The following is an 18,654-nucleotide window of genomic DNA, read 5'->3' as shown; positions in this document are numbered from 1 at the left end:
GTAGCCACTTGCACACATGTTCACCCAATCAGGTGCATGTTCATACGGTGACCGCGTCGTTTGCCAGCGTCGCGACGAGCACCGCCTTGATCGTGTGCATCCGGTTCTCGGCCTCGTCGAACACGACCGAGTGCGAGGACTCGAAGACCTCGTCGGTGACCTCCAGCTCCGACAGGCCGTGCCGCTCGTGGATCTCCCTGGCCACCTTCGTACCGAGGTCGTGGTAGGCGGGAAGGCAGTGCATGAACTTCACGTCGTCGTTGCCCGTGGCGCGCAGGACGTCCATGGTCACGGCGTACGGCGTGAGAGCCGTGATGCGCTCGTCCCAGACCTCCTTGGGCTCCCCCATGGAGACCCAGACGTCGGTGACGACGAAGTCGGCGCCCCGGACGCCCTCGGTGACGTCCTCGGTGAGCGTGATGCGCGCGCCGCTGGACTCCGCGAGCTTCTTGGCCCGGTCCACGATCTCCGGCACCGGCCAGTAGGCGGCGGGGGCGACGATCCGGACGTCCATGCCGAGCAGGGCTCCGGTGATCAGGTAGGAGTTGCCCATGTTGAAGCGGGCGTCACCCAGGTAGGCGAAGGCGATCTCTCCCAGGGGCTTCGCGCTGTGCTCGGTCATCGTGAGGACGTCGGCGAGCATCTGGGTGGGGTGCCAGTCGTCGGTGAGCCCGTTGAAGACGGGCACTCCGCCGTACGCCGCGAGCTCCTCGACGACCTGCTGGCTGTCGCCCCGGTACTCGATGCCGTCGAACATCCGGCCGAGCACCCGGGCGGTGTCCTTGACCGACTCCTTGTGCCCCATCTGGGAGCCGGAGGGGTCGAGGTACGTCGTGGACGCACCCTGGTCGGCTGCGGCCACCTCGAAGGCGCAGCGGGTGCGTGTGGAGGTCTTCTCGAAGATCAGCGCGACGTTCCTGCCGCGCAGCCGCTGCACCTCGCCACCCGCCCTCTTGGCGGCCTTGAGCTCGGCGGACAGGGCGACCAGGCCGCGGAACTCCTCGGCCGTGAAGTCCAGCTCCTTGAGGAAATGGCGGCCTGTGAGGTCAATGGCCATGGTGACTGCTCCTGGGTCGGGCTGCGGGCATACGGACGAGTATGCTGGAAGTCTATACGAGGCACCGTATTGCTATACATGGCCCTCTTTGCCGCTCGTCCCGGTTCCGCTCGTCCCGGTTCCGCCCTTCCATGGACTCCGCCCCGCCTCACACGGGATCGCGCACCACGGGGCAGCTCATACAGCGGGGACCGCCCCTGCCCCGCCCCAGCTCGCTGCCACGGATCTCGATGACCTCGATGCCCTCCTTGCGCAGATAGGCGTTGGTGGTGGCGTTGCGCTCGTAGGCGACGACGACCCCGGGTTCCACGGCCAGCACGTTGCACCCGTCGTCCCACTGCTCGCGCTCGGCGGCGTGCACGTCCTGGGTGGCGGTGAGCACCCGGATCGTGTCCAGGCCGAGCGCGGCGGCGATGGCCCGGTGCATGTGCTCGGGAGGGTGGTCGGTGACCTTCAGCTCACGGGGACCGGCGCCGGGCTCGATGGTGTAGGAGCGCAGCATGCCGAGTCCGGCGTACTTGGTGAACGTGTCGCCGTCGACCATCGTCATCACCGTGTCCAGGTGCATGAACGCCCGACGCTTGGGCATGTCGAGCGCCACGATCGTGCGGGCCGACCCGGCGTCGAAGAGCCCCCTGGCCAGCATCTCCACGGCCTGAGGGGTGGTGCGTTCACTCATCCCGATCAGGACGGCGCCCCGGCCGATGACGAGGACGTCACCGCCCTCGATGGTGGAGGGATAGTCGTCCTGGCCCTGTGACCAGTGGTGGAAGACCCCCGCCTCGGGGCCGGTGAAGAGGGGGTGGTGCCGGTAGATCGCCTCGAAGTGCACGGTCTCGCGCTGCCTGGCCGGCCAGCGCATGGCGTTGATGGACACGCCGTCGTAGATCCAGGCGGAGGTGTCGCGGGTGAAGATGTGGTTGGGCAGGGGGCTGAGCAGGAAGTCGTCCAGATCCATGACGTGGAAGCGGACCGAGGTCGGTTCGCTGTGCCGTTGCAGGAACTCCCGCTTCGTCATTCCCCCGACCAGGGCCTCGGTCAGCTCCGCGGCGGACAGTTCCTCGAAGGCGGCGCGCAGATGCTCGGTCGCGAGCGGGCCGTACTCCTTCTCCGCGAAGACCCGGTCCAGGACGAGCCGCCTGGCCACCGGGATGTCGAGCGACTCCCGGAGCAGCTCGCCGAAGAGATGCACCTCCACGCCCCGGTCGCGCAGCACATCGGCGAAGCCGTCGTGCTCCTCCCTGGCGCGGCGCACCCACAGCACGTCGTCGAACAGGAGCGCGTCCTTGTTGCTGGGGGTGAGCCGCTTCAGCTCCAGATCGGGGCGGTGCAGGATGACGCGGCGTAGCCGCCCGGCCTCGGAATCGACATGGAATCCCATGCCCTCATCCTCACCGCGCGGGGCACCGTTCACCCTGCGAACCGCCACCTGGTTCCGGCCGGTCCGCTACAGCCGCGGGTCGACGGGCTCCGACTCCAGGGCCAGCACCGCGAAGACCGCCTCGTGGATCCGCCACAGCGGCTCCCCCTCGGCCAGCCGGTCGAGGGCCTCCAGGCCGAGGGCGTACTCCCGGAGTGCCAGCGACCGCTTGTGGCCGAGGAACCGGGAACGCAGCCGCTCCAGGTTCTCCGGCCGTGTGTACTCGGGGCCGTAGATGATCCGCAGATACTCCCGGCCGCGCACCTTGATGCCCGGCTGGACGAGCCTGCCCTTCTCGTCCCTGGCCAGGGCCCCGAGCGGCTTGACGACCATGCCCTCGCCACCGCGGCCGGTCATCTCCAGCCACCAGTCGGTGCCGGAGCGCACGGAGTCCTCGTCACCCGTGTCGACGACGAGGCGCCGGGTGACCTGGAGCAGACCGGTCGGGTCGTGCTCGACGAGGCGGTCCAGCCACGCCAGCTGCTCGTCGTGCGGTACGCAGGCGAGCGAGCGGCCCTGCACCGCGAGGATCTGGAACGGCGCGAGCCGGACGCCGTCGAGCCCTTCGGTGCTCCAGCAGTAGCGGCGGTACGCCTCCGTGAAGGCGGCGGCGTCCGCGGCGCGCTCCCGCTGGCGGCCGGCCAGGGCGCCGACGTCGACACCACGGGCGGCCGCCGCCGTCAGTGCCTCGTCCGCCACGGGGAGGACCGCGCCGGCGGCGGCGCCCACCGCCGCGTACTGCGAGCGCAGCAGCCCCGCGGCCTTCAGGGACCAGGGCATCAGCTCGGCGTCGAGCACCACCCAGTCGGTGTCCCACTCCTCCCAGAGCCCGGCGGCGGTGACGGCGGCGCGCAGCCGGCCGAGGACGACCTCGGTGAGCGCCGTGTCGTCCAGGAACGGCCGCCCGGTGCGGGTGTGCAGGGCGCCGGTGGGCCCGTCGGCGCCGAAGCGCTCGCGTGCGGTGCCGGCGTCACGGCAGACCAGCGCCACGGCGCGCGAACCCATGTGCTTCTCCTCGCAGACGACCCTGGTGACGCCGTCCGCGCGGTACTGCGCGAAGGCCTCGGCCGGATGCTCCAGAAAGCCCTTCTCGTGGGAGGTCGCCGTCGGGGCCATGGTCGGCGGGAGGTAGGTCAGCAGCCTGGGGTCGACGGCGAAGCGGCTCATGACTTCGAGCGCCGCCGCCGCGTTCTCCTCGCGCACCGCGACACGGCCCATGTGCCGGGTCTCCACGATGCGGCGGCCCTGGACGTCGGCGAGGTCGAGCGGCCGGCCCTCCCGGCCTCCGGGGGCCTCGGTGGTCAGCGGCTTCACCGGCTCGTACCAGACGCGCTCGGCCGGTACGTCGACGATCTCGCGCTCCGGCCAGCGCAGTGCGGTCATCTTCCCGCCGAAGACCGCCCCGGTGTCCAGACAGAGGGTGTTGTTCACCCAGGAGGCGACGGGCACCGGGGTGTGGCCGTAGACCACCGCGGCACCGCCTCGGTAGTCCTCGGCCCACGGGTAGCGCACGGGCAGGCCGAACTCGTCGGTCTCGCCGGTCGTGTCCCCGTACAGCGCGTGCGAGCGGACCTGCCCTGACGTGCGCCCGTGGTACTTTTCGGGCAGACCCGCGTGGCAGACGACCAGCTTGCCCTCGTCCAGGACGTAGTGGCTGACCAGTCCGTCGATGAACTCCGCGACCTGCTTGCGGAACTCGGGGTGCTCGGCGTCCTCCCGCTCCAGCTGCTCGACGGTCTCGGCGAGACCGTGGCTGTGCTGGACCTTGCGCCCCTTGAGGTAACGGCCGAGCTTGTTCTCGTGGTTGCCGGGCACGCAGAGCGCGTTGCCGGACTCCACCATGGCCATGACACGGCGCAGCACACCCGGGCTGTCGGGGCCCCGGTCGACGAGGTCGCCCACGAACACGGCCGTGCGCCCCTGGGGGTGGGTACCGCCCTCGTAGCCCAGCTTGCCGAGCAGGGTGTCCAGCTCGGAGCTGCAGCCGTGGATGTCGCCGATGATGTCGAAGGGGCCGGTGAGGTGCCGGAGGTCGTTGTAACGGCGCTCCAGAACGACTTCGGCGGTGTCGGCCTCCTCCTCGGTGCGCAGGATGTGCACCTTGCGGAAGCCTTCGCGCTCCAGGCCGCGCAGCGAACGGCGCAGCTCACGGCGGTGGCGCTGCACGACATGGCGGGGCATTCCGGCGCGGTCGGGGCGGGTGGCGTTGCGCGACTGGCAGACCTCTTCCGGCAGGTCGAGGACGATGGCGATGGGCAGCACGTCGTGCTCCCGGGCCAGCTGGACGAGCTGCTTACGGCTCTCCGGCTGCACGTTGGTCGCGTCCACGACGGTGAGGCGTCCAGCGGCGAGGCGCTTGCCCGCGATGTAGTGGAGCACGTCGAAGGCGTCACGGCTGGCGCTCTGGTCGTTCTCGTCGTCGGCGACGAGGCCCCGGCAGAAGTCCGAGGAGATGATCTCGGTCGGCTTGAAGTGCCTGTGGGCGAAGGTGGACTTGCCCGATCCGCTGGCGCCGATGAGCACGACGAGGGACAGGTCGGTCACCGGCAGCTTGCGCGAGGTACCGGTCATGCGGCCTTCGCCTCCTTCGTCGTCACCTGGGCCGCGGTCATCGTGAACACGGCCATCTGTGTGGGAGGGCCCACCTCGGGGTCCTCAGGGCCGACGGGCACGAACTCCACCGTGTAGCCGTGGCGTCCGGCCACCTGCCCCGCCCAGTCCCGGAATTCCTCCCTGGTCCACTCGAAGCGGTGGTCGCCGTGGCGCGCGTGTCCGGCGGGAAGCGTCTCCCAGCGGACGTTGTACTCGACGTTGGGCGTCGTCACCAGCACGGTCCGCGGCCGGGCGGAGCCGAACACCGCGTACTCCAGGGCGGGGAGCCTCGGCAGGTCGAGGTGCTCGATCACCTCACTCAGCACTGCGGCGTCATACCCCTTCAGCTGCTTGTCGGTGTAGGTGAGCGCGCCCTGACGGAGGGTGACACGCCCGGCCTGCCGCTCGCCCAGCCTGTCCAGCTTCAGCCGGCGGGCGGCCACGGTCAGGGCGCGCATCGACACGTCGACCCCGACGATCTCCGTGAAGCGCACATCCTTGAGCAGCGCCTGCACCAACTGGCCCTGGCCGCAGCCGAGGTCGAGCACGCGGGTCGCCCCGGACGCGCGGAGCGCCTCCAGGACCGCCGCCCGGCGCTGCTCGGCGAGCGGCACCGGCATCTCCTCCGTGTCGGTGGTCTCGTCGACCGCGTTGTCGACGCTCTCCACCTCCAGGTCGTCCGACTCCGCCAGCCGAACCAGCTCCAGCCGCTCCGTCGCCTGCCGTGTGAGCCCCCAGCGGCGGGAGAGATAACGGCTGGTGATCAGCTTCTGCTCGGGGTGGCCGGCCAGCCAGCCCTCACCGGCCCGGAGCAGCTTGTCCACCTCGTCGGGCGCCACCCAGTAGTGCTTGGCGTCGTCGAGCACCGGCAGCAGCACATACAGCTGACGCAAGGCGTCCGCGAGCCGCAGCTCACCCTCCAGCACCAGCCGTACGTAGCGCGAGTCGCCCCATTCCGGGAACTGCCCGTCCAGCGGTACGGCCACGGCGTCCACCCGTGTCCAGCCGAGCGGCTCGAAGAGCTTGTGCACCAGCTCCGCACCACCGCGTGCGGGCAGCGCCGGCACCTCGATCCGCAACGCCAGTGGTTCCTGGACCCGTTCGGGCATCGCCCGGCACACACCGTTCAGCGCGGACTTGAACACCGTCGTCATCGCGACCGAGAGGAGCGACGACGCCGCGTACGGCCGGTCGTTGACGTACTGCGCGAGTGCCGCGTCGGGGGCTCCACCCCGGCCCTTGCCCTTGCCGCGCCTCACCAACGCCACCGGATCCACCTCGAGCAGCAGCGCGGCGGTACAGCGCTCCGCGGAGGCCTCGGGATAGAAGACGTGCGCGGTCCCGTGCGAGGTGGAGAACGTCTGCGCCTTGTCGGGATGCTTGTGCAGCAGGTAACCGAGATCGGTCGCGGGACGCTCTGGGGTGCCGGTCGTACTGATAGTCAGGAACACCTGTCCGAGTATGGTCCGGTGATCTGTCTCCCACCAGGCAATTTCACACTCCCGACGGGTCCAGTCGCTCTGCGAGCGCCGCGATTTCGGACGGACCGATCCGGCAGCAGCCGCCGACCAGCCGCGCGCCCGCACGCTGCCAGTCGCGCACCCTGCCCGGTTCGAACGTGCCTCTCCCGGCCCAGCCCCGGCCGTCGGCGTCCCACTCCTCCCCACTGTTCGGATAGACGACCACCGGCTTTCCTGTGACCGCCGCCGCCGTCTCCACCGCACGGTCCGCGTCGGCGGGATCGCAGCAGTTGACCCCGACGGCCACGACCTGGTCGATGCCGGCGGCCAGCTCGAACGCCTCCGTCAGGGGCTGCCCGGCCCTGGTCCGGTCCCCCGCCACGCTGTACGAGAGCCAGACCGGCACCCCGAGCCCCTCGACCACCCGCAGCAGGGCCTCGGCCTCGTCGATGTCCGGCACCGTCTCCAGGGCCATCACATCGGGGCCCGCCTCGGCCAGCGTCTCCGCACGGGGCCGGTGGAAGCGCTCCAGTTCCCGGACGCCGAGCCCGTAACGGCCGCGGTACTCGCTGCCGTCCGCGAGCATCGCCCCGTACGGTCCGACCGAGGCGGCGACCCAGAGCTCCCGCCCCGTCACCGCGCCCGCCCGGCGCGCCGACTCCACGCTGCCGGCCATCAGCTCCGCCGCCCGGACCCGCCCGATCCCACGCCGCGCGAACCCCTCGAAGGTCGCCTGGTAGCTCGCGGTGATGAGCACCTGCGCACCCGCCCGCGCATAGGCCGTGTGGGCGGCCTCGATCTGCTGGGGCGCGTCGCTCAGCAGCCGGGCCGACCACAGGGCGTCGGAGAGGTCGCAGCCCTGCGCCTCCAACTGGTTGGAAAGGCCACCGTCCAGCAGGACGGTCCCCTCGGCGAGCGCGTCACCGAGGGGGCGGCCGGGCGCACGGCCGTGCGGGGTGTCCGGTGTCCGGGCGGTGTGCACAGCTGCTCCTTGCTGTCGGCCGGCCCCTGCCGGTCCGGCGGTCACGCGGTCCCGTCCCGCCGGCATCACGCGGGTCCCGTCCCGCCTCGCCTCGGGCGGGACCCTCCTGCCGGCTGTCAGCCCAGCTGCGACTGGACCTGCGACGAGATCAGCTCCAGGTGTTCCAGGTCGTGCAGGTCCAGAACCTGGAGGTAGATCCGCGACGAGCCGATGGCGGCGTACCGGCCGATCTTGTCGACCACCTCGTCGGGCGAGCCCGCCAGTCCGTTCGCCTTGATCTCCTCGACCTCCCGTCCGATGACGGATGCGCGCCGCGCCACCTCCGCGTCGTTCTTCCCGACGCACACCACCAGGGCGTTGGAGTACACCAGGTCGTCGGGGGCCCGTCCGGCTGCCACGGCCGCGGCCCTGACCCGGCCGAACTGCTGCTCGCTGTCCTCGATCGACGCGAAGGGGATGTTGAACTCGTCCGCGTACCGCGCGGCGAGCCGCGGTGTACGGACCGCGCCGTGTCCGCCGATCAGGACCGGCACCTTCGCCTGGGCGGGTTTCGGCAGCGCCGGCGAGTCGGTGAGCTGGTAATACGTCCCGTCGTAGCTGAACGTCTTGCCGGTCTCGGTCCCCCAGAGGCCTGTGACGATCGCCAGCTGCTCCTCGAGCCGGCCGAACTTCTCCTTGGGGAACGGGATGCCGTATGCCTTGTGCTCCTCCTCGAACCAGCCGGCGCCCAGGCCCAGCTCGACCCGGCCCCCGGACATCTGGTCGACCTGGGCGACCTGGATGGCCAGCACTCCGGGCAGACGGAAGGTGCCCGCGGTCATCAGCGTGCCGAGGCGGATCCGCTTGGTCTCGCGGGCCAGTCCGGCCAGGGTGATCCAGGCGTCGGTCGGGCCGGGCAGGCCGTCCCCGGAGCCCATGTGCAGATAGTGGTCCGAACGGTAGAAGGCGTCGAATCCGAGGTCCTCGGCGGCCTTGGCGACGGTGAGCAGGGTGTCGTAGCTCGCCCCTTGCTGGGGCTCGGTGAAGATTCGAAGATCCATGCCTCCATCCTGCACCTTCGAAACCGCTGAGCCCCTCTCCTTCGCTCGTCCCCGTGCCGGGCCGCCCTCGGTCCCCGGCCACCGCGCTCACGGCTGGCCGGCGACGAAGCCGGCCGGTCCGTGGATCACCCCGAAGGGGCCGTCGCGCTCCCGGTCAAGCTCCTGTTCGTGCTCATGCTCCTGCTCGGCAAGCCGTCGCAGCATGCCGTGGACCCGGTCCACTGACTCGTCCACGGCGTCTATCGCCTCGATGCACTGCCAGTAGAGCCCTTCCTCCTCGGTGCCGCAGGCGACACCCACCAGCGCGATGCCCGCCTCCCCGAGGAGCAGCGCGAGAGCGGCCAACGCCTGCGGCACATGGCCCACTTCGGTGAGCTGCGACGCCCGCACGGCTGCGGCCGGAACCAACGGGTGCTCGAGCACGGCACTGCCCAGGGCACAGGTCTCACTGAGCCCGCGCGCCTCCGTCCGTAACTCCGCCGGTCCGCACCTCGCCAGCTGCCCGCCGACCGCCCGGGCGAGTGCCTGGGCCTGCCATGCCTCCGCCATGACGGCCGGCACCCCCCGGCTCCCCGCAAGCGCACTCCGCCCCGCCTCGATCAGCCGCTCCGCTTCCATGCCACTCCCCCGTCACCGAGACCGCCCGTACAACAACCCGCTCACTTATTCATTACCCACAGTGAGGGCCATGGCACACGAAAGCCAGAGGAAATCGGAAATCTGTGGACAGGAAGTCGAATGTGAACAACTCGATCACCCTGAAGAGTGACGTTGCGTCACCTTCGCGCTGTCCGGAGCCGGAAAGCGCGCCTCATTGCGGTCGATCTTGGCCGCCAGAGCGGCGAGCACGTCGATTCCCAGGACCTCGCAGAACTGCAGCAGATACGCCAGGACGTCCGCGACCTCGTCCGTGACCCGGAACCCCGAATCAGGGTCCTCCATCACCCTCGCCGACTCCTCCGGCGTCAACCACTGAAAGATCTCCAGAAGTTCGGAGGCCTCCACGCTGAGCGCGGCAGCGAGGTTCTTGGGGGTGTGGTACGGCTCCCAGGCCCGGGACGCCGCGAAGTCGGCCAGTCGCCGCTGCAGTTGTGCTACATCCAGTTCAGTCACCGTGCCAGGTCTACCACTGTCGCACCGGCCGTCCCGCGGGCCGCTGCCGCTGCCCCCTCACCGACCGTCCCCAGCAGGCGCATGTGCCCGTTCGCGCAGATCGACGCCGCCAGCGCCAGCAGTTCTCCGGTCTGCCGCGAGTCCAGGCCCCTGTCGAGCCCGTCGGCCAGCACGGTGAGGGCCTGCATGGCCGACGGCACCTCCGCCGCCGGGTCCGCCACCAGGACGTGCGGGCCGGTCAGCAGCACGAGCGCGAAGGCGAGATACCGGAGTTCGCCGTCGCCGAGGCGGCCGAGCGGCGTACCGCGGCCCGGGCCCCGTCCGGTGAGAGCCCGCACGGTCCCGTCCTCCAGACGCTCGGCGGTCAGCCCCGTCACCGGTCCCGCGCACCCCGCGTCCGCGGTGGCGACCAGCCGGGCGTGCCGTTGCGCACACCGGCTGTGGGTGCGGTGCAGCACGTCGGCGAGATTGCCGCAGCACGAGGTGAGCCGTCCTTCCCCGACCGGCACCGGCGCACGCATCCGCCGCGGCTGGGGATCGCAGACGAAGGCCGACCGCAGGGCCACCACCACCTGCTCGGCGGCGGCCAGCACCCTGAGCTGCCCATCCGTCGTACCCGCGACCCGCAACGGCAGCAGCGCCGTGCCGAGCCTGTCGTCGGGGAAGGGGGCCCGTGTCACCGGCACCGTTCCCGCCGTGTACCAGGCGGCCTGCACCGACGAACGCCGGGGATCCCTCAGCGCCGTGCTCAGCAGCTCCTCGCCTCCGCAGTCGGTCAGCCGCTCACCGACGATGCGGAGCGAGGGCTCGGCCTGCACGGCGAGATCCAGTCTCACCGGACCGACCGGGCCCTCCACCGTGCAGCCGAGCCTGAAACCGCGCCGCCCCTGCCCGTCGGCGCCCGCCCCTTCGGGCACCCAGGCCGCCGGATCGGGGAAGACGTCCTCGAGCGGATCACCGGCTGCCAGCCGCGCGAGCGCCTCGTATCCGCGCAGGGCGGTCGACTTCCCGCTGCCGCTGCCCCCGGCGAGCAGCGTGAGCGGCCCGAGCGGGATGACGGTGCGGCGGTGCGACGCGAAGGCGTCGAGCCGGAGTTCGCTGGCGAAGGGGCGGGCGGGGCGGTCCGCGCCGGAGGGCGCGGAGGCCGCCCTTCCCGTGGAGATCACAACAGTCATGAGCGGACCGTACGCACGCCCGTGAGCGGCGAACCGTTCCGCCCGCACGACCTTCCTACGATTGAGGTACGCCCGCCGCGGTGACCCCCTCGACCTCCATGCCGACCGGCGCGAGCAGGAAGACATTGCGGTCCACCCTGTGCATCCCGCTGCCGAGCCCGAAGACCACGCCGCTGCTGAAGTCCAGGATCCGCTTGGCCACATCGGTCTCGGCGCCGGTCAGATCCAGCAGGACCGGGATCTGGGCCACCAGATACTCGGCCACCTCGCGCGCGTCCGCGAACACCTGGACCCGCAGAACGACCATGCGCCGCTGCTCGGCCGAGTCCCGCTGGTCGGGGACCGTCCTGTGGTCGACCCGGGAGGGCCATTCGTTGCGGCCCCTCAGGGGTACGACCTGGGCGAGCCCTTCCCACTGTTCGTCGGTGGCGTCGTACCTGTCGTACCTGTCGTACCTGCTCACAGAACCACCCCGTCCGTATGCCGGTTGGCTGTGCGCCGGCTGCGCTCGCTGTTCATCGGGCAATTCTCTCGCCCCTCACCCGTTCGGCGTACCACCGACACGGGTCGGAACCTGATCGGAGACGTCCGGGGCGCCCTCGCCGTCCGGTACGGGGAGCGGATCGAGCGGCGTGAAACGCACCGGGAGATGGGCGAGGGCCCGGTGGAAGGGGCCCGGCCGCCACACGAGCGCGCCGGGTTCGACGGCCAGTTCCAGGTCGCAGAGCTGGCTGGTGAGCTGTTCGATCGCGGTCATCGCCATCAGCAGTGCGGGCTGCTTGGCGGGGCAGCGGTGCGGCCCCGTCGACCACGCCAGATGAGCACCGTCACCCGAGCGCGCGGCGGGGTCCGAACCGGACGGCGGCGACTGCGTGTTGGCGGCGGCGAAGGAGACCAGCACCAGCTGCCCGGCGCGCAGCGGGACCCCGTGGAACTCGGTGTCGTGGCGCGGGAAGTGCGCTCCCATGTTGGCCATCGGCGGATCACGCCACAGCACGTCGTCGACGGCCCCGTGCGCGGTCGTCGCACCGCCGTGCAGGGAACCCCTGTACCCGGTGTCGCTGAGCATGCGCAGCAGAGCGTTGCCGATCAGGTTGGTCGTGGGGACGTGGCCCGCGCTCATGATGAGCGTGATCTGGCGCGCTGCCTCGTTGTCGTCGAGACCGGCCGGATGCGCCAGCAGATACGAGGTGAGATCGCGGCCCGGGCTGCGCCGCCGCGCGGAGACGAGAGCGGTGACGACGCCGAAGAGGTCGTCGTACGCCGCTGTCGCGTCCCCCTCGGAGTCCATCATTCCGGCGGTGCCTCGGACCACCCGTTCGGTGTCCTGGGGGGCCACGCCGAAGGAGGCGGTGAAGACGTGCAGGGGGAGCCTGCTGGCGTACTGGGCGATGAGGTCACCGGTGCCGGTGGCCGAGAAACCGGCGATGAGTCGCTGGGCGACCCGGGCGACCTCCGCGCGCAGCAGGTGGGGTTCGATCAGGGCGAGGGTGTCGTTGATGGCGTCGCGGTAGCGGGCGTGGACGGCGCCGTCGGTGAAGAGCGCGGTGGGCCGGTGGCCGAGCATGGGCAGGACCGGTGAGTCCGCCGGTACGCCCTCCTGCCAGGCACGCGGGTCCTTCGTGAAGGTCTCGGTGTCCCGCAGCAGGTCGACGGCCGCGTGGTAGTCGGTGACCAGCAGCGCGTCGACGTCAGGGGCGATACGCACCCTGGCCAGCGGCCCCTGGGCCCGCAGCCTGCGGTAGTGACCGTGCGGATCGGCGGCGAAGCCGGCGCCGTACAGCGCGAGGGGCTCGAGGAGCGAGGAGGCGGTGCCGGCCGAAGTGCCGGGCACGGGAGGGGTCATGACGGTTCCTGGGGCGCGGGCAGGCAGGTCAGTGCGTGCTCGGCGAGGGCGATCAGGGCGTCGATGCCGCCCCCTCGTTCGCGGGCGTCGCACTGCACGAGCGGGGTGCGGGGGTCGAGGTCGAGGTGCTTGCGCAGGACCTCGTCCGCATGGGCGGGGGCATCGGGGAAACGGTTCACGGCGACGGCGTACGGCAGTCCCTGCTCCTCCACCATGTCCATGACGGCGAAGGAGTCCTCGAGCCGGCGGGTGTCGACCATGACGAGAGCGCCGAGCGCACCACGCGCGATGTCCTCCCACAGCGGGAAGAAGCGTTCCTGGCCCGGCGTACCGAACATGTAGAGCACCAGGTCGTCCTGGACGGTCAGCCGCCCGAAGTCGATGGCGACCGTGGTCGTGGTCTTCTCCGGAAGCCCGGCGGTGTCGTCGAGTCCCGTACTGGACTGCGTCATCGCCTCTTCCGTGTGGAGGGTCGGGATCTCCGACAGCGTACGGATCAGGGTCGTCTTGCCCACGCCGAAGGGACCCGTGACGACGAGTTTCATCAGGGTCTCGGCAGCACTCGGCAGATAGCCGATGCCGCCCCGGTCAGTGGAGGGAACGGAGTCCAACGAGCAGCCTCTCGACGAGCGACCGGTCGATCTCACCGGCACTGGGGATCGGTGGTCGAGCGTGCAGATGTCCCGCGGCCACGAGGTCCGTGGCCAGGAAGACCGTGGCGCTGACCGGCAGGTCCAGATGGGCAGCGCACTCGACGACGGTGAGGGCTCCCGGCTCCAGGAGCTCACACAGCCTGCGCTGCTCCGAACCGGTGCCCGGCGGCAGCGTCGAGTCCGTACGGATGAGCACGGCGAGCCGGTCGAGCGCGGGGCCGGTGGGCGTGGAACGGCCACCGGTGACCAGGTAGGGGGGTATCAGGCGGCGGCCTGGGCCGGGGGTCATGGCCGGGTGGCAGCGTCCGGTTGGCGGGTGGGGGCGTGCATGGCCCTGGTCAGCGCGGTGACCTGCACCTGCATCTGGTACGCGATGTTGCCCAGATGTGCGTCGGGGGCCGCGAACAGGGCCAGCGTCGTGTTCTTGCCGGCCGGCACGACGACGGCGAAACCCAGATCGGACTCCACGACCGTCTGGGCCAGGCGCGGCGACTCGGCTTCGGTGAACGCGGTGGTGAAGGCACGGGCAGCCGCGTGCAGGGTGGCGGTCATCGCGGCGACGCGCTCGGCGGACGCACGGTCCAGGCCGGGCGACGCGCCCTCGACGAGTCCGTCGCCGGTGGCGACCACGGCGTGCTGGACGCCGGGCAGCTCCAGCAGCGGGGTCAGCACCCAGGCGAGATCACCGGCGGTGGGGGTGGTGCTCACGTCTCGTCGTCTCCTTGGTCGTCCGATGGGGATGCTGAGGGCGCCTGCGGGGGTGGCGCGGGCGCCTCCCTGCCGCTGCGGGTGCCCTCCTGGAGGGCGGTCCAGGCCGCTCCGGCCTGCTCGGGTGTACGGAGCGCGGGCGCAGCCTCCGGCTGCTGCCGAACCGTCGACGCCCCGGGTGAGGCGGTCCGGCGGGATCTGCGACGGCGGGTGGGCAGGTCTGCCGCCGGACGCGCTGCTTCCTCGGCGACGGGAGCAGGCTCGGCGGGGGCAGGCTCGGCGGGCACCGGCACCGGCACGGTCACGGGCTCAGGGCTTTCGGCCACAGGCCCGGGCACGGCCGACGTGGCGGGGGCAGGGGCGGCGGCGGGCCCGGCCGCCGTGGCGGGCTCAGGGCTCTCGGCCGGCTCGGCACGTGCGTGCACCGGCTTCGGCGCGAGCACGGACAGGGTGCGGTCGTCGTCGATCACAGTCAGCAGATGGGCCGGGATGCGCAGCATCGTGCGCATCCCCCCGTACGGCGACGACTCGATGTGGCAGCTGAAGCCGTACCGCGCGATGAGCCGCCCCACCACGGCGAAGCCGGTCTGCGGCGGGTCCCCCAGCTCGGTGAGCAGCACCTCGGAGGGGCCCGACAGCAGTGCGCGGGCCCGCTTCAACGCGTCGTCGTCCATGCCGATCCCGGCGTCGTCGACCAGGATCAGGGCCCCGCGCCCCGCGGTCTGCTGGACCGTCACCGGCACCTCGGTGTCCGGGTGGGAGTACGCCGTCGCGTTGGCCAGCAGTTCGGCGAGTGCGATCGCGAGGGGCTCGGCGGCCCTGGCGACCAGCGCGAGCCGCTCCTGGCGCAGATGGTTGGCGACCTTGATCCGCTCGTAGCCCGGGACCCGGGACTGGGCGCCGAGCACGACCTCGACGAGCGAGGAGTTCTGCCGGGCGAGTCCGGGCCAGGCGTCGCAGAGCACGGCCGTGGCCTGGGTCCGGCGCAGCGCCAGTTCGTTACGGAAGTCGAGCTGCAGGATCCGCGGGTCGTCGTACTCGTGCTGGAGCTCGTGCAGCAGGTGCTGAGACTGGTTGAGCAGTGACTGGATCTTGGCCGAGGTGCCGCGCATGGCCGACCGCGCTGCCGCGTCGACGCGTCCGCGTTCCTCCAGGACCGCCGTACGCGCGGCCTGTACGGCCTCGGTCAGCAGACGTGCGGCGTCACCCTCGATCCCGGCGGCCTCCCGCAGCCCGGGAACGGGCGCGGCCCGGTGGGAGAGTGCGGTGGCCGCGGCGGGTATCCGCTTCCGGGCCAGCTGGCGGATCTCCTCGGTGAGGGCGAGGGTGCGTGCTTCGGCCGCCTTGGCCTGCCGCTCGGTCAGTTCCGCGTGCGCCGAGGCGCCGTACGCTCCCAGCCTGGCCTGATGCATACGTACGGCCGACCATATCGCCACACCGACGGCGATCAGGGCCACGATCCATGCAAACACGGCGTCACCGCGTCTCTGTTGTCGGGGACGGTCGACAGCCCGCGCCGGTGCGGGACGTCCGGATGTCGCACCTGCGGGCCGTCACGCCGGCTCTCCGGCGGCAGCGTCGGTCTCCTGGGCGACGGTGGCCACGTCGGCCATCACCTGCAAAACACCAGGGAGTTCGGAACCGTCCAGGTGTCGGTACTCGCTCCCGATGGTCACCACGAGCCGCTCGGGCAGGCCGAGCGCCGGGTACCGGCCCTCGGCGATCACCCGGCGGGCCGCCTCGACGGCGGGCACACCGGCCGCGTGGAGGGCGTGGGCGCGGTCGCGTACGTACGCGAGGTAGACCATGTGACTCCGCACTCCGGCGGGGCCGAGCACCGGTCCGTGCCCTGGGACGATCACCTCGGCACCGGTTGCCAGGACGCGTTCGCAGGCGTCGATCACATTGCTCAGCGGCCCCACCCAGTGCACCGGATGGTCCCCGGGCTGCTGCGCGGTGGACGAGAAGATGACATCTCCGCTGAACACCGTGCGCTGCGCGGGCAGATACACGATCAGGTCACCCGCCGTGTGCGCGGGCGGCAGGGAGGACACCTGGACCGTGTACTCCCCCAGGGTCAGTTCGAGCTCGCCGGTGAAGTAGGTCGTCGGCCGTACCGTCTCGGTGGCCGACCAGTCGAAGACTCCGAAGTGACGGCCGAGGTACGCGCCTAGAGGTGTGGACGGATCACTTCCGGCCACCAGGGCGTGCTGCTGCGGCGGTGTGGGGTCGTAGTGGATGTGCTCCCGGGCCTCGCGGGTCGCGATGATCTCCGCGTCCGGAAGCACTCCGGCACCCCAGAAGTGGTCCCCGTTGGCATGGGTGACGATCACGCGGTCGATGTCCACGCCGTCGGGCAGCCGCTTCTGGCTCTCCACCAGGAACTGGCCCGCCAGCATCGTGTCGTACGGGGTGTCGATCCACAGCGCCCCGCGCGGCGACACGAGAAGGCCGCAGTTGGCCAGGCCCCAGCCCCGCTTCGGCGGCAGCCAGGCGTACAGGCCCCTGCCGAGGTCAACGACGTCCCCACCCGTGATCGACATGGGCTGATTATGCCGACCGGGATCCGGGCGCGCGTTCGAACTCGGCCAACATGCGGACCCGATGGCGCAAAATCACCCCTCACCGAGGCCTCTCACCACCGACCGGTGACCGTCCGGGGTCGCCCCGGAGGGTCATCACGGGGGATTTTCCGCCTGATGCGCGGGATGTCGGCCACCGAGTCCCCGCCGCGCGACGGATACCCACACGGCCACCACAGAACCGGATGGGGTCGACTACCCACCGAGCATGGCCGAAAACCGATGCTCCTTGGATTACGGAGGCGTGAACACTTTGCTTGTTCTTGCTCGAATACCCCATCCAACATGCAGAATTGAACACGTGGGCGTCGTTTTCATCCATCCCCTTCCCACCAGATACGCCTAGCAGCGGAAGCGGAGTGCGGACCTGTCGCATGTCGAGACCGAGACAGCCGGCCAGCCCGAGTGCTGGCGCCGCGCCGCGGACGTCGCCGCCGACCGGAAGACGGCCCTGCCCGGCACCGGCGAGCGCATCGCCGTCGTCGGCTGCGGAACGTCGTATTACATGGCCCAGGCCTACGCCTCGCTCCGCGAGGACTCGGGGCAGGGCGAGCCGGACGCGTACGCCGCCTCGGAGTTCCCCTTCGGGCGCACCTACGACCGGGTCGTCGCACTGACACGGTCGGGAACGACCACGGAGGTGCTCGGCCTGCTGTCCCGGTTGCGGGGCACCACCCGGACCGTCGCCGTGACCGCCGACCCGCGCACCCCGGTGATGGCACGGCCGACGACGTGGTCGTCCTCGACTTCGCCGACGAGCGGTCCGTCATCCGGACGATGTTCACGACCACCGCGCTGACGCCGTTCCGCGCCCGTCTCGGGCTGCACACCGAGGACGTCGTACGGGACGCGGAGACCGCGCTGGCGGAGCCGCTGCCCGAAGGGCTCGTCGGCTGCACCCGGTTCAGCTTCCTGGGGCGCGGGTGGACGGTCGGGCCGGCCAACGAGGCGGCACTCAAGATGAAGGAGGCGTCCCTGTCCTGGACGGAGTCGTATCCGGCCATGGAATACCGCCACGGCCCCATCAGTATCGCCTCGGCCGGAACGGCGACCTGGATGTTCGGCTCCGCCCCGGAAGGGCTGCGGGAACAGGTGCTGGCGACCGGGGCGCGCTGGGTGGAGCGGACTGGACCCGCCGGCCGACCTGGTCCGGGTCCAGCGGCTGGCGATCGCCCGCGCGGTGGCCCGTGACCTCGACCCCGACCTGCCGCGCCATCTGACCCGGTCGGTCGTGCTCGGCACGGCCGCAGGAGCCTGAAGCGTCACGGCATACCGCGCACCGGGCCGAGGACCGGCCCGGTGCGCAGCGGTGACCTTGGAGGTCAGGCCTCTTCGAAGTAGGCGTCCAGCGCCTCGTCGAGCTCCGCCGTCCATGTCTTCAGGTCGCTCCGGGCCCCGGCCTCGACCTCGGCGTTGAACCACCGGCGGCTCGACAGATGGACCGTCACGGTGAACCTGCGTCCGAAGCGCCCGGTCTTGGTCTCGACGGCGCCGATCTCGGTCCAGTCGAACTCCGCCTCCTGGTCGTCGAGCCGGAAGCGGACGCCATCGGCGTCCACCCTGATGGATCCACGCCGGTCGCTGACCTCGAAGACGGGGCCGCTCTCGCCATCGGCGTCCCCGGGCACGGCATCGGCCTCCTCGGCCTCCGGGGCGTCCCCGTCCGCCGGGGCCGCGTCGTCCTGCCCGGCGGCATCGTCGGCTTCGGCTGCCGCCCCGTCGTCTTCGGCCGCCGCATCGCCGGCCGCCGCGGATTCGTCCACGACCGCCTCCGTGTCGGCCGCGTCCACGGCCCCGGCCTCCTGGGTCTCCCGGGCCTCTCCGGGCTCCTGGGGAGCCGCCTTCTCCGCTTCCTCCTCCGCCTCCGTCCGCGCGGGGACAGGGGCCGTCAGGCCGGGGATGTACGCCGGGTCTGTCCCCGCGGCGAACTCGGGCTTGTTGTTCGAATCTATGCGCTGCTCCACGGCGGGCAGTATGGACGACGAACCTGTACGAGACCAGTCACCGGGACTTCTCCCGGCCTGTC

General features: G+C 71.2%; 17 protein-coding genes and 1 pseudogene. 1 reads left to right on the top strand and 17 read right to left on the bottom strand.

Going from position 1 to position 18,654, the window contains the following annotated elements:
- Positions 1–40 precede the first annotated feature (40 nt).
- From argF to ACIREO_RS19945, 16 genes are all read right to left on the bottom strand, one after another.
- Entirely contained in the window at positions 41–1,057 is a 1,017-nt protein-coding gene (gene argF, locus ACIREO_RS20020) for an ornithine carbamoyltransferase (RefSeq protein WP_404111728.1), read from the bottom strand.
- 148 nt (positions 1,058–1,205) lie between these two features.
- The gene (locus ACIREO_RS20015) at positions 1,206–2,438 is read right to left on the bottom strand and encodes an arginine deiminase (protein ID WP_404111724.1); all 1,233 of its coding nucleotides are present in this window, start codon (positions 2,436–2,438) and stop codon (positions 1,206–1,208) included.
- Between the two features lie 66 nt (positions 2,439–2,504).
- The gene (locus tag ACIREO_RS20010) at positions 2,505–5,048 is read right to left on the bottom strand and encodes a polynucleotide kinase-phosphatase (RefSeq protein WP_404111721.1); all 2,544 of its coding nucleotides are present in this window, start codon (positions 5,046–5,048) and stop codon (positions 2,505–2,507) included.
- Positions 5,045–6,520 (bottom strand): 3' terminal RNA ribose 2'-O-methyltransferase Hen1, encoded by a 1,476-nt coding sequence (locus tag ACIREO_RS20005; RefSeq protein ID WP_404111718.1) that lies wholly within the window; start codon positions 6,518–6,520, stop codon positions 5,045–5,047. Before ACIREO_RS20005 ends, ACIREO_RS20010 begins: the two co-directional genes overlap by 4 nt.
- Before the next feature lie 43 nt (positions 6,521–6,563).
- Positions 6,564–7,511, bottom strand: a complete 948-nt coding sequence (mmuM, locus tag ACIREO_RS20000) for a homocysteine S-methyltransferase (protein WP_404111715.1) — start codon at positions 7,509–7,511, stop codon at positions 6,564–6,566.
- Positions 7,512–7,627: 116 nt separating this feature from the next.
- Complete coding sequence (locus tag ACIREO_RS19995) at positions 7,628–8,551, bottom strand: LLM class F420-dependent oxidoreductase (RefSeq protein ID WP_404111712.1); 924 nt, start codon at positions 8,549–8,551, stop codon at positions 7,628–7,630.
- Between the two features lie 87 nt (positions 8,552–8,638).
- Complete coding sequence (locus ACIREO_RS19990; protein ID WP_404111709.1) at positions 8,639–9,169, bottom strand: DUF6099 family protein; 531 nt, start codon at positions 9,167–9,169, stop codon at positions 8,639–8,641.
- A 135-nt stretch (positions 9,170–9,304) separates the two neighbouring features.
- The gene (locus ACIREO_RS19985; protein WP_404111706.1) at positions 9,305–9,664 is read right to left on the bottom strand and encodes a nucleotide pyrophosphohydrolase; all 360 of its coding nucleotides are present in this window, start codon (positions 9,662–9,664) and stop codon (positions 9,305–9,307) included.
- Entirely contained in the window at positions 9,661–10,839 is a 1,179-nt protein-coding gene (locus ACIREO_RS19980) for an ATP-binding protein (protein ID WP_404111703.1), read from the bottom strand. The genes ACIREO_RS19985 and ACIREO_RS19980 overlap by 4 nt, the downstream gene beginning before the upstream one ends.
- A gap of 55 nt (positions 10,840–10,894) precedes the next feature.
- On the bottom strand, positions 10,895–11,302 hold the full coding sequence (locus ACIREO_RS19975) for a cell division protein SepF (protein ID WP_404111700.1): 408 nt from the start codon (positions 11,300–11,302) through the stop codon (positions 10,895–10,897).
- A 75-nt stretch (positions 11,303–11,377) separates the two neighbouring features.
- Positions 11,378–12,685, bottom strand: coding sequence for a cytochrome P450 (locus tag ACIREO_RS19970; protein ID WP_404111697.1), 1,308 nt, complete (start codon positions 12,683–12,685; stop codon positions 11,378–11,380).
- Entirely contained in the window at positions 12,682–13,296 is a 615-nt protein-coding gene (locus ACIREO_RS19965) for a GTP-binding protein (RefSeq protein WP_404111695.1), read from the bottom strand. The genes ACIREO_RS19970 and ACIREO_RS19965 overlap by 4 nt, the downstream gene beginning before the upstream one ends.
- A complete protein-coding gene (locus tag ACIREO_RS19960; RefSeq protein ID WP_404111692.1) occupies positions 13,274–13,627 on the bottom strand; it encodes a DUF742 domain-containing protein in 354 nt (117 codons plus the stop codon). Before ACIREO_RS19960 ends, ACIREO_RS19965 begins: the two co-directional genes overlap by 23 nt.
- Complete coding sequence (locus ACIREO_RS19955; protein ID WP_389196566.1) at positions 13,624–14,046, bottom strand: roadblock/LC7 domain-containing protein; 423 nt, start codon at positions 14,044–14,046, stop codon at positions 13,624–13,626. Before ACIREO_RS19955 ends, ACIREO_RS19960 begins: the two co-directional genes overlap by 4 nt.
- Positions 14,043–15,518 carry an ATP-binding protein gene (locus ACIREO_RS19950; protein ID WP_404111690.1) on the bottom strand — a complete coding sequence of 492 codons (1,476 nt, stop codon included), beginning with the start codon at positions 15,516–15,518 and terminating at the stop codon, positions 14,043–14,045. Before ACIREO_RS19950 ends, ACIREO_RS19955 begins: the two co-directional genes overlap by 4 nt.
- An 81-nt stretch (positions 15,519–15,599) precedes the next feature.
- Positions 15,600–16,589 carry an MBL fold metallo-hydrolase gene (locus tag ACIREO_RS19945; RefSeq protein WP_404111688.1) on the bottom strand — a complete coding sequence of 330 codons (990 nt, stop codon included), beginning with the start codon at positions 16,587–16,589 and terminating at the stop codon, positions 15,600–15,602.
- 406 nt (positions 16,590–16,995) lie between these two features.
- On the opposite strand from ACIREO_RS19945, the pseudogene ACIREO_RS19940 reads away from it, so the two are divergent.
- A pseudogene (locus ACIREO_RS19940) lies at positions 16,996–17,886 on the top strand (SIS domain-containing protein).
- Between the two features lie 64 nt (positions 17,887–17,950).
- Here ACIREO_RS19940 and ACIREO_RS19935 read toward each other — a convergent pair.
- On the bottom strand, positions 17,951–18,592 hold the full coding sequence (locus ACIREO_RS19935) for a hypothetical protein (protein ID WP_404111685.1): 642 nt from the start codon (positions 18,590–18,592) through the stop codon (positions 17,951–17,953).
- Positions 18,593–18,654 lie beyond the last annotated feature (62 nt).

It is taken from the genome of Streptomyces sp. NPDC102441 (assembly GCF_044765585.1).
Classification (GTDB): Bacteria; Actinomycetota; Actinomycetes; order Streptomycetales; family Streptomycetaceae; genus Streptomyces.
This window is presented reverse-complemented; position numbering and strand designations above follow the sequence as displayed.

What these genes read in the sequence shown, in the direction of transcription:
- argF (WP_404111728.1), bottom strand. Translation starts at nt 1,057, where the DNA reads ATGGCCATTGACCTCACAGGCCGCCATTTCCTCAAGGAGCTGGACTTC.
- ACIREO_RS20015 (WP_404111724.1), bottom strand. Translation starts at nt 2,438, where the DNA reads ATGGGATTCCATGTCGATTCCGAGGCCGGGCGGCTACGCCGCGTCATC.
- ACIREO_RS20010 (WP_404111721.1), bottom strand. Translation starts at nt 5,048, where the DNA reads ATGACCGGTACCTCGCGCAAGCTGCCGGTGACCGACCTGTCCCTCGTC.
- ACIREO_RS19995 (WP_404111712.1), bottom strand. Translation starts at nt 8,551, where the DNA reads ATGGATCTTCGAATCTTCACCGAGCCCCAGCAAGGGGCGAGCTACGAC.
- ACIREO_RS19990 (WP_404111709.1), bottom strand. Translation starts at nt 9,169, where the DNA reads ATGGAAGCGGAGCGGCTGATCGAGGCGGGGCGGAGTGCGCTTGCGGGG.
- ACIREO_RS19980 (WP_404111703.1), bottom strand. Translation starts at nt 10,839, where the DNA reads ATGACTGTTGTGATCTCCACGGGAAGGGCGGCCTCCGCGCCCTCCGGC.
- ACIREO_RS19970 (WP_404111697.1), bottom strand. Translation starts at nt 12,685, where the DNA reads ATGACCCCTCCCGTGCCCGGCACTTCGGCCGGCACCGCCTCCTCGCTC.
- ACIREO_RS19960 (WP_404111692.1), bottom strand. Translation starts at nt 13,627, where the DNA reads ATGACCCCCGGCCCAGGCCGCCGCCTGATACCCCCCTACCTGGTCACC.
- ACIREO_RS19945 (WP_404111688.1), bottom strand. Translation starts at nt 16,589, where the DNA reads ATGTCGATCACGGGTGGGGACGTCGTTGACCTCGGCAGGGGCCTGTAC.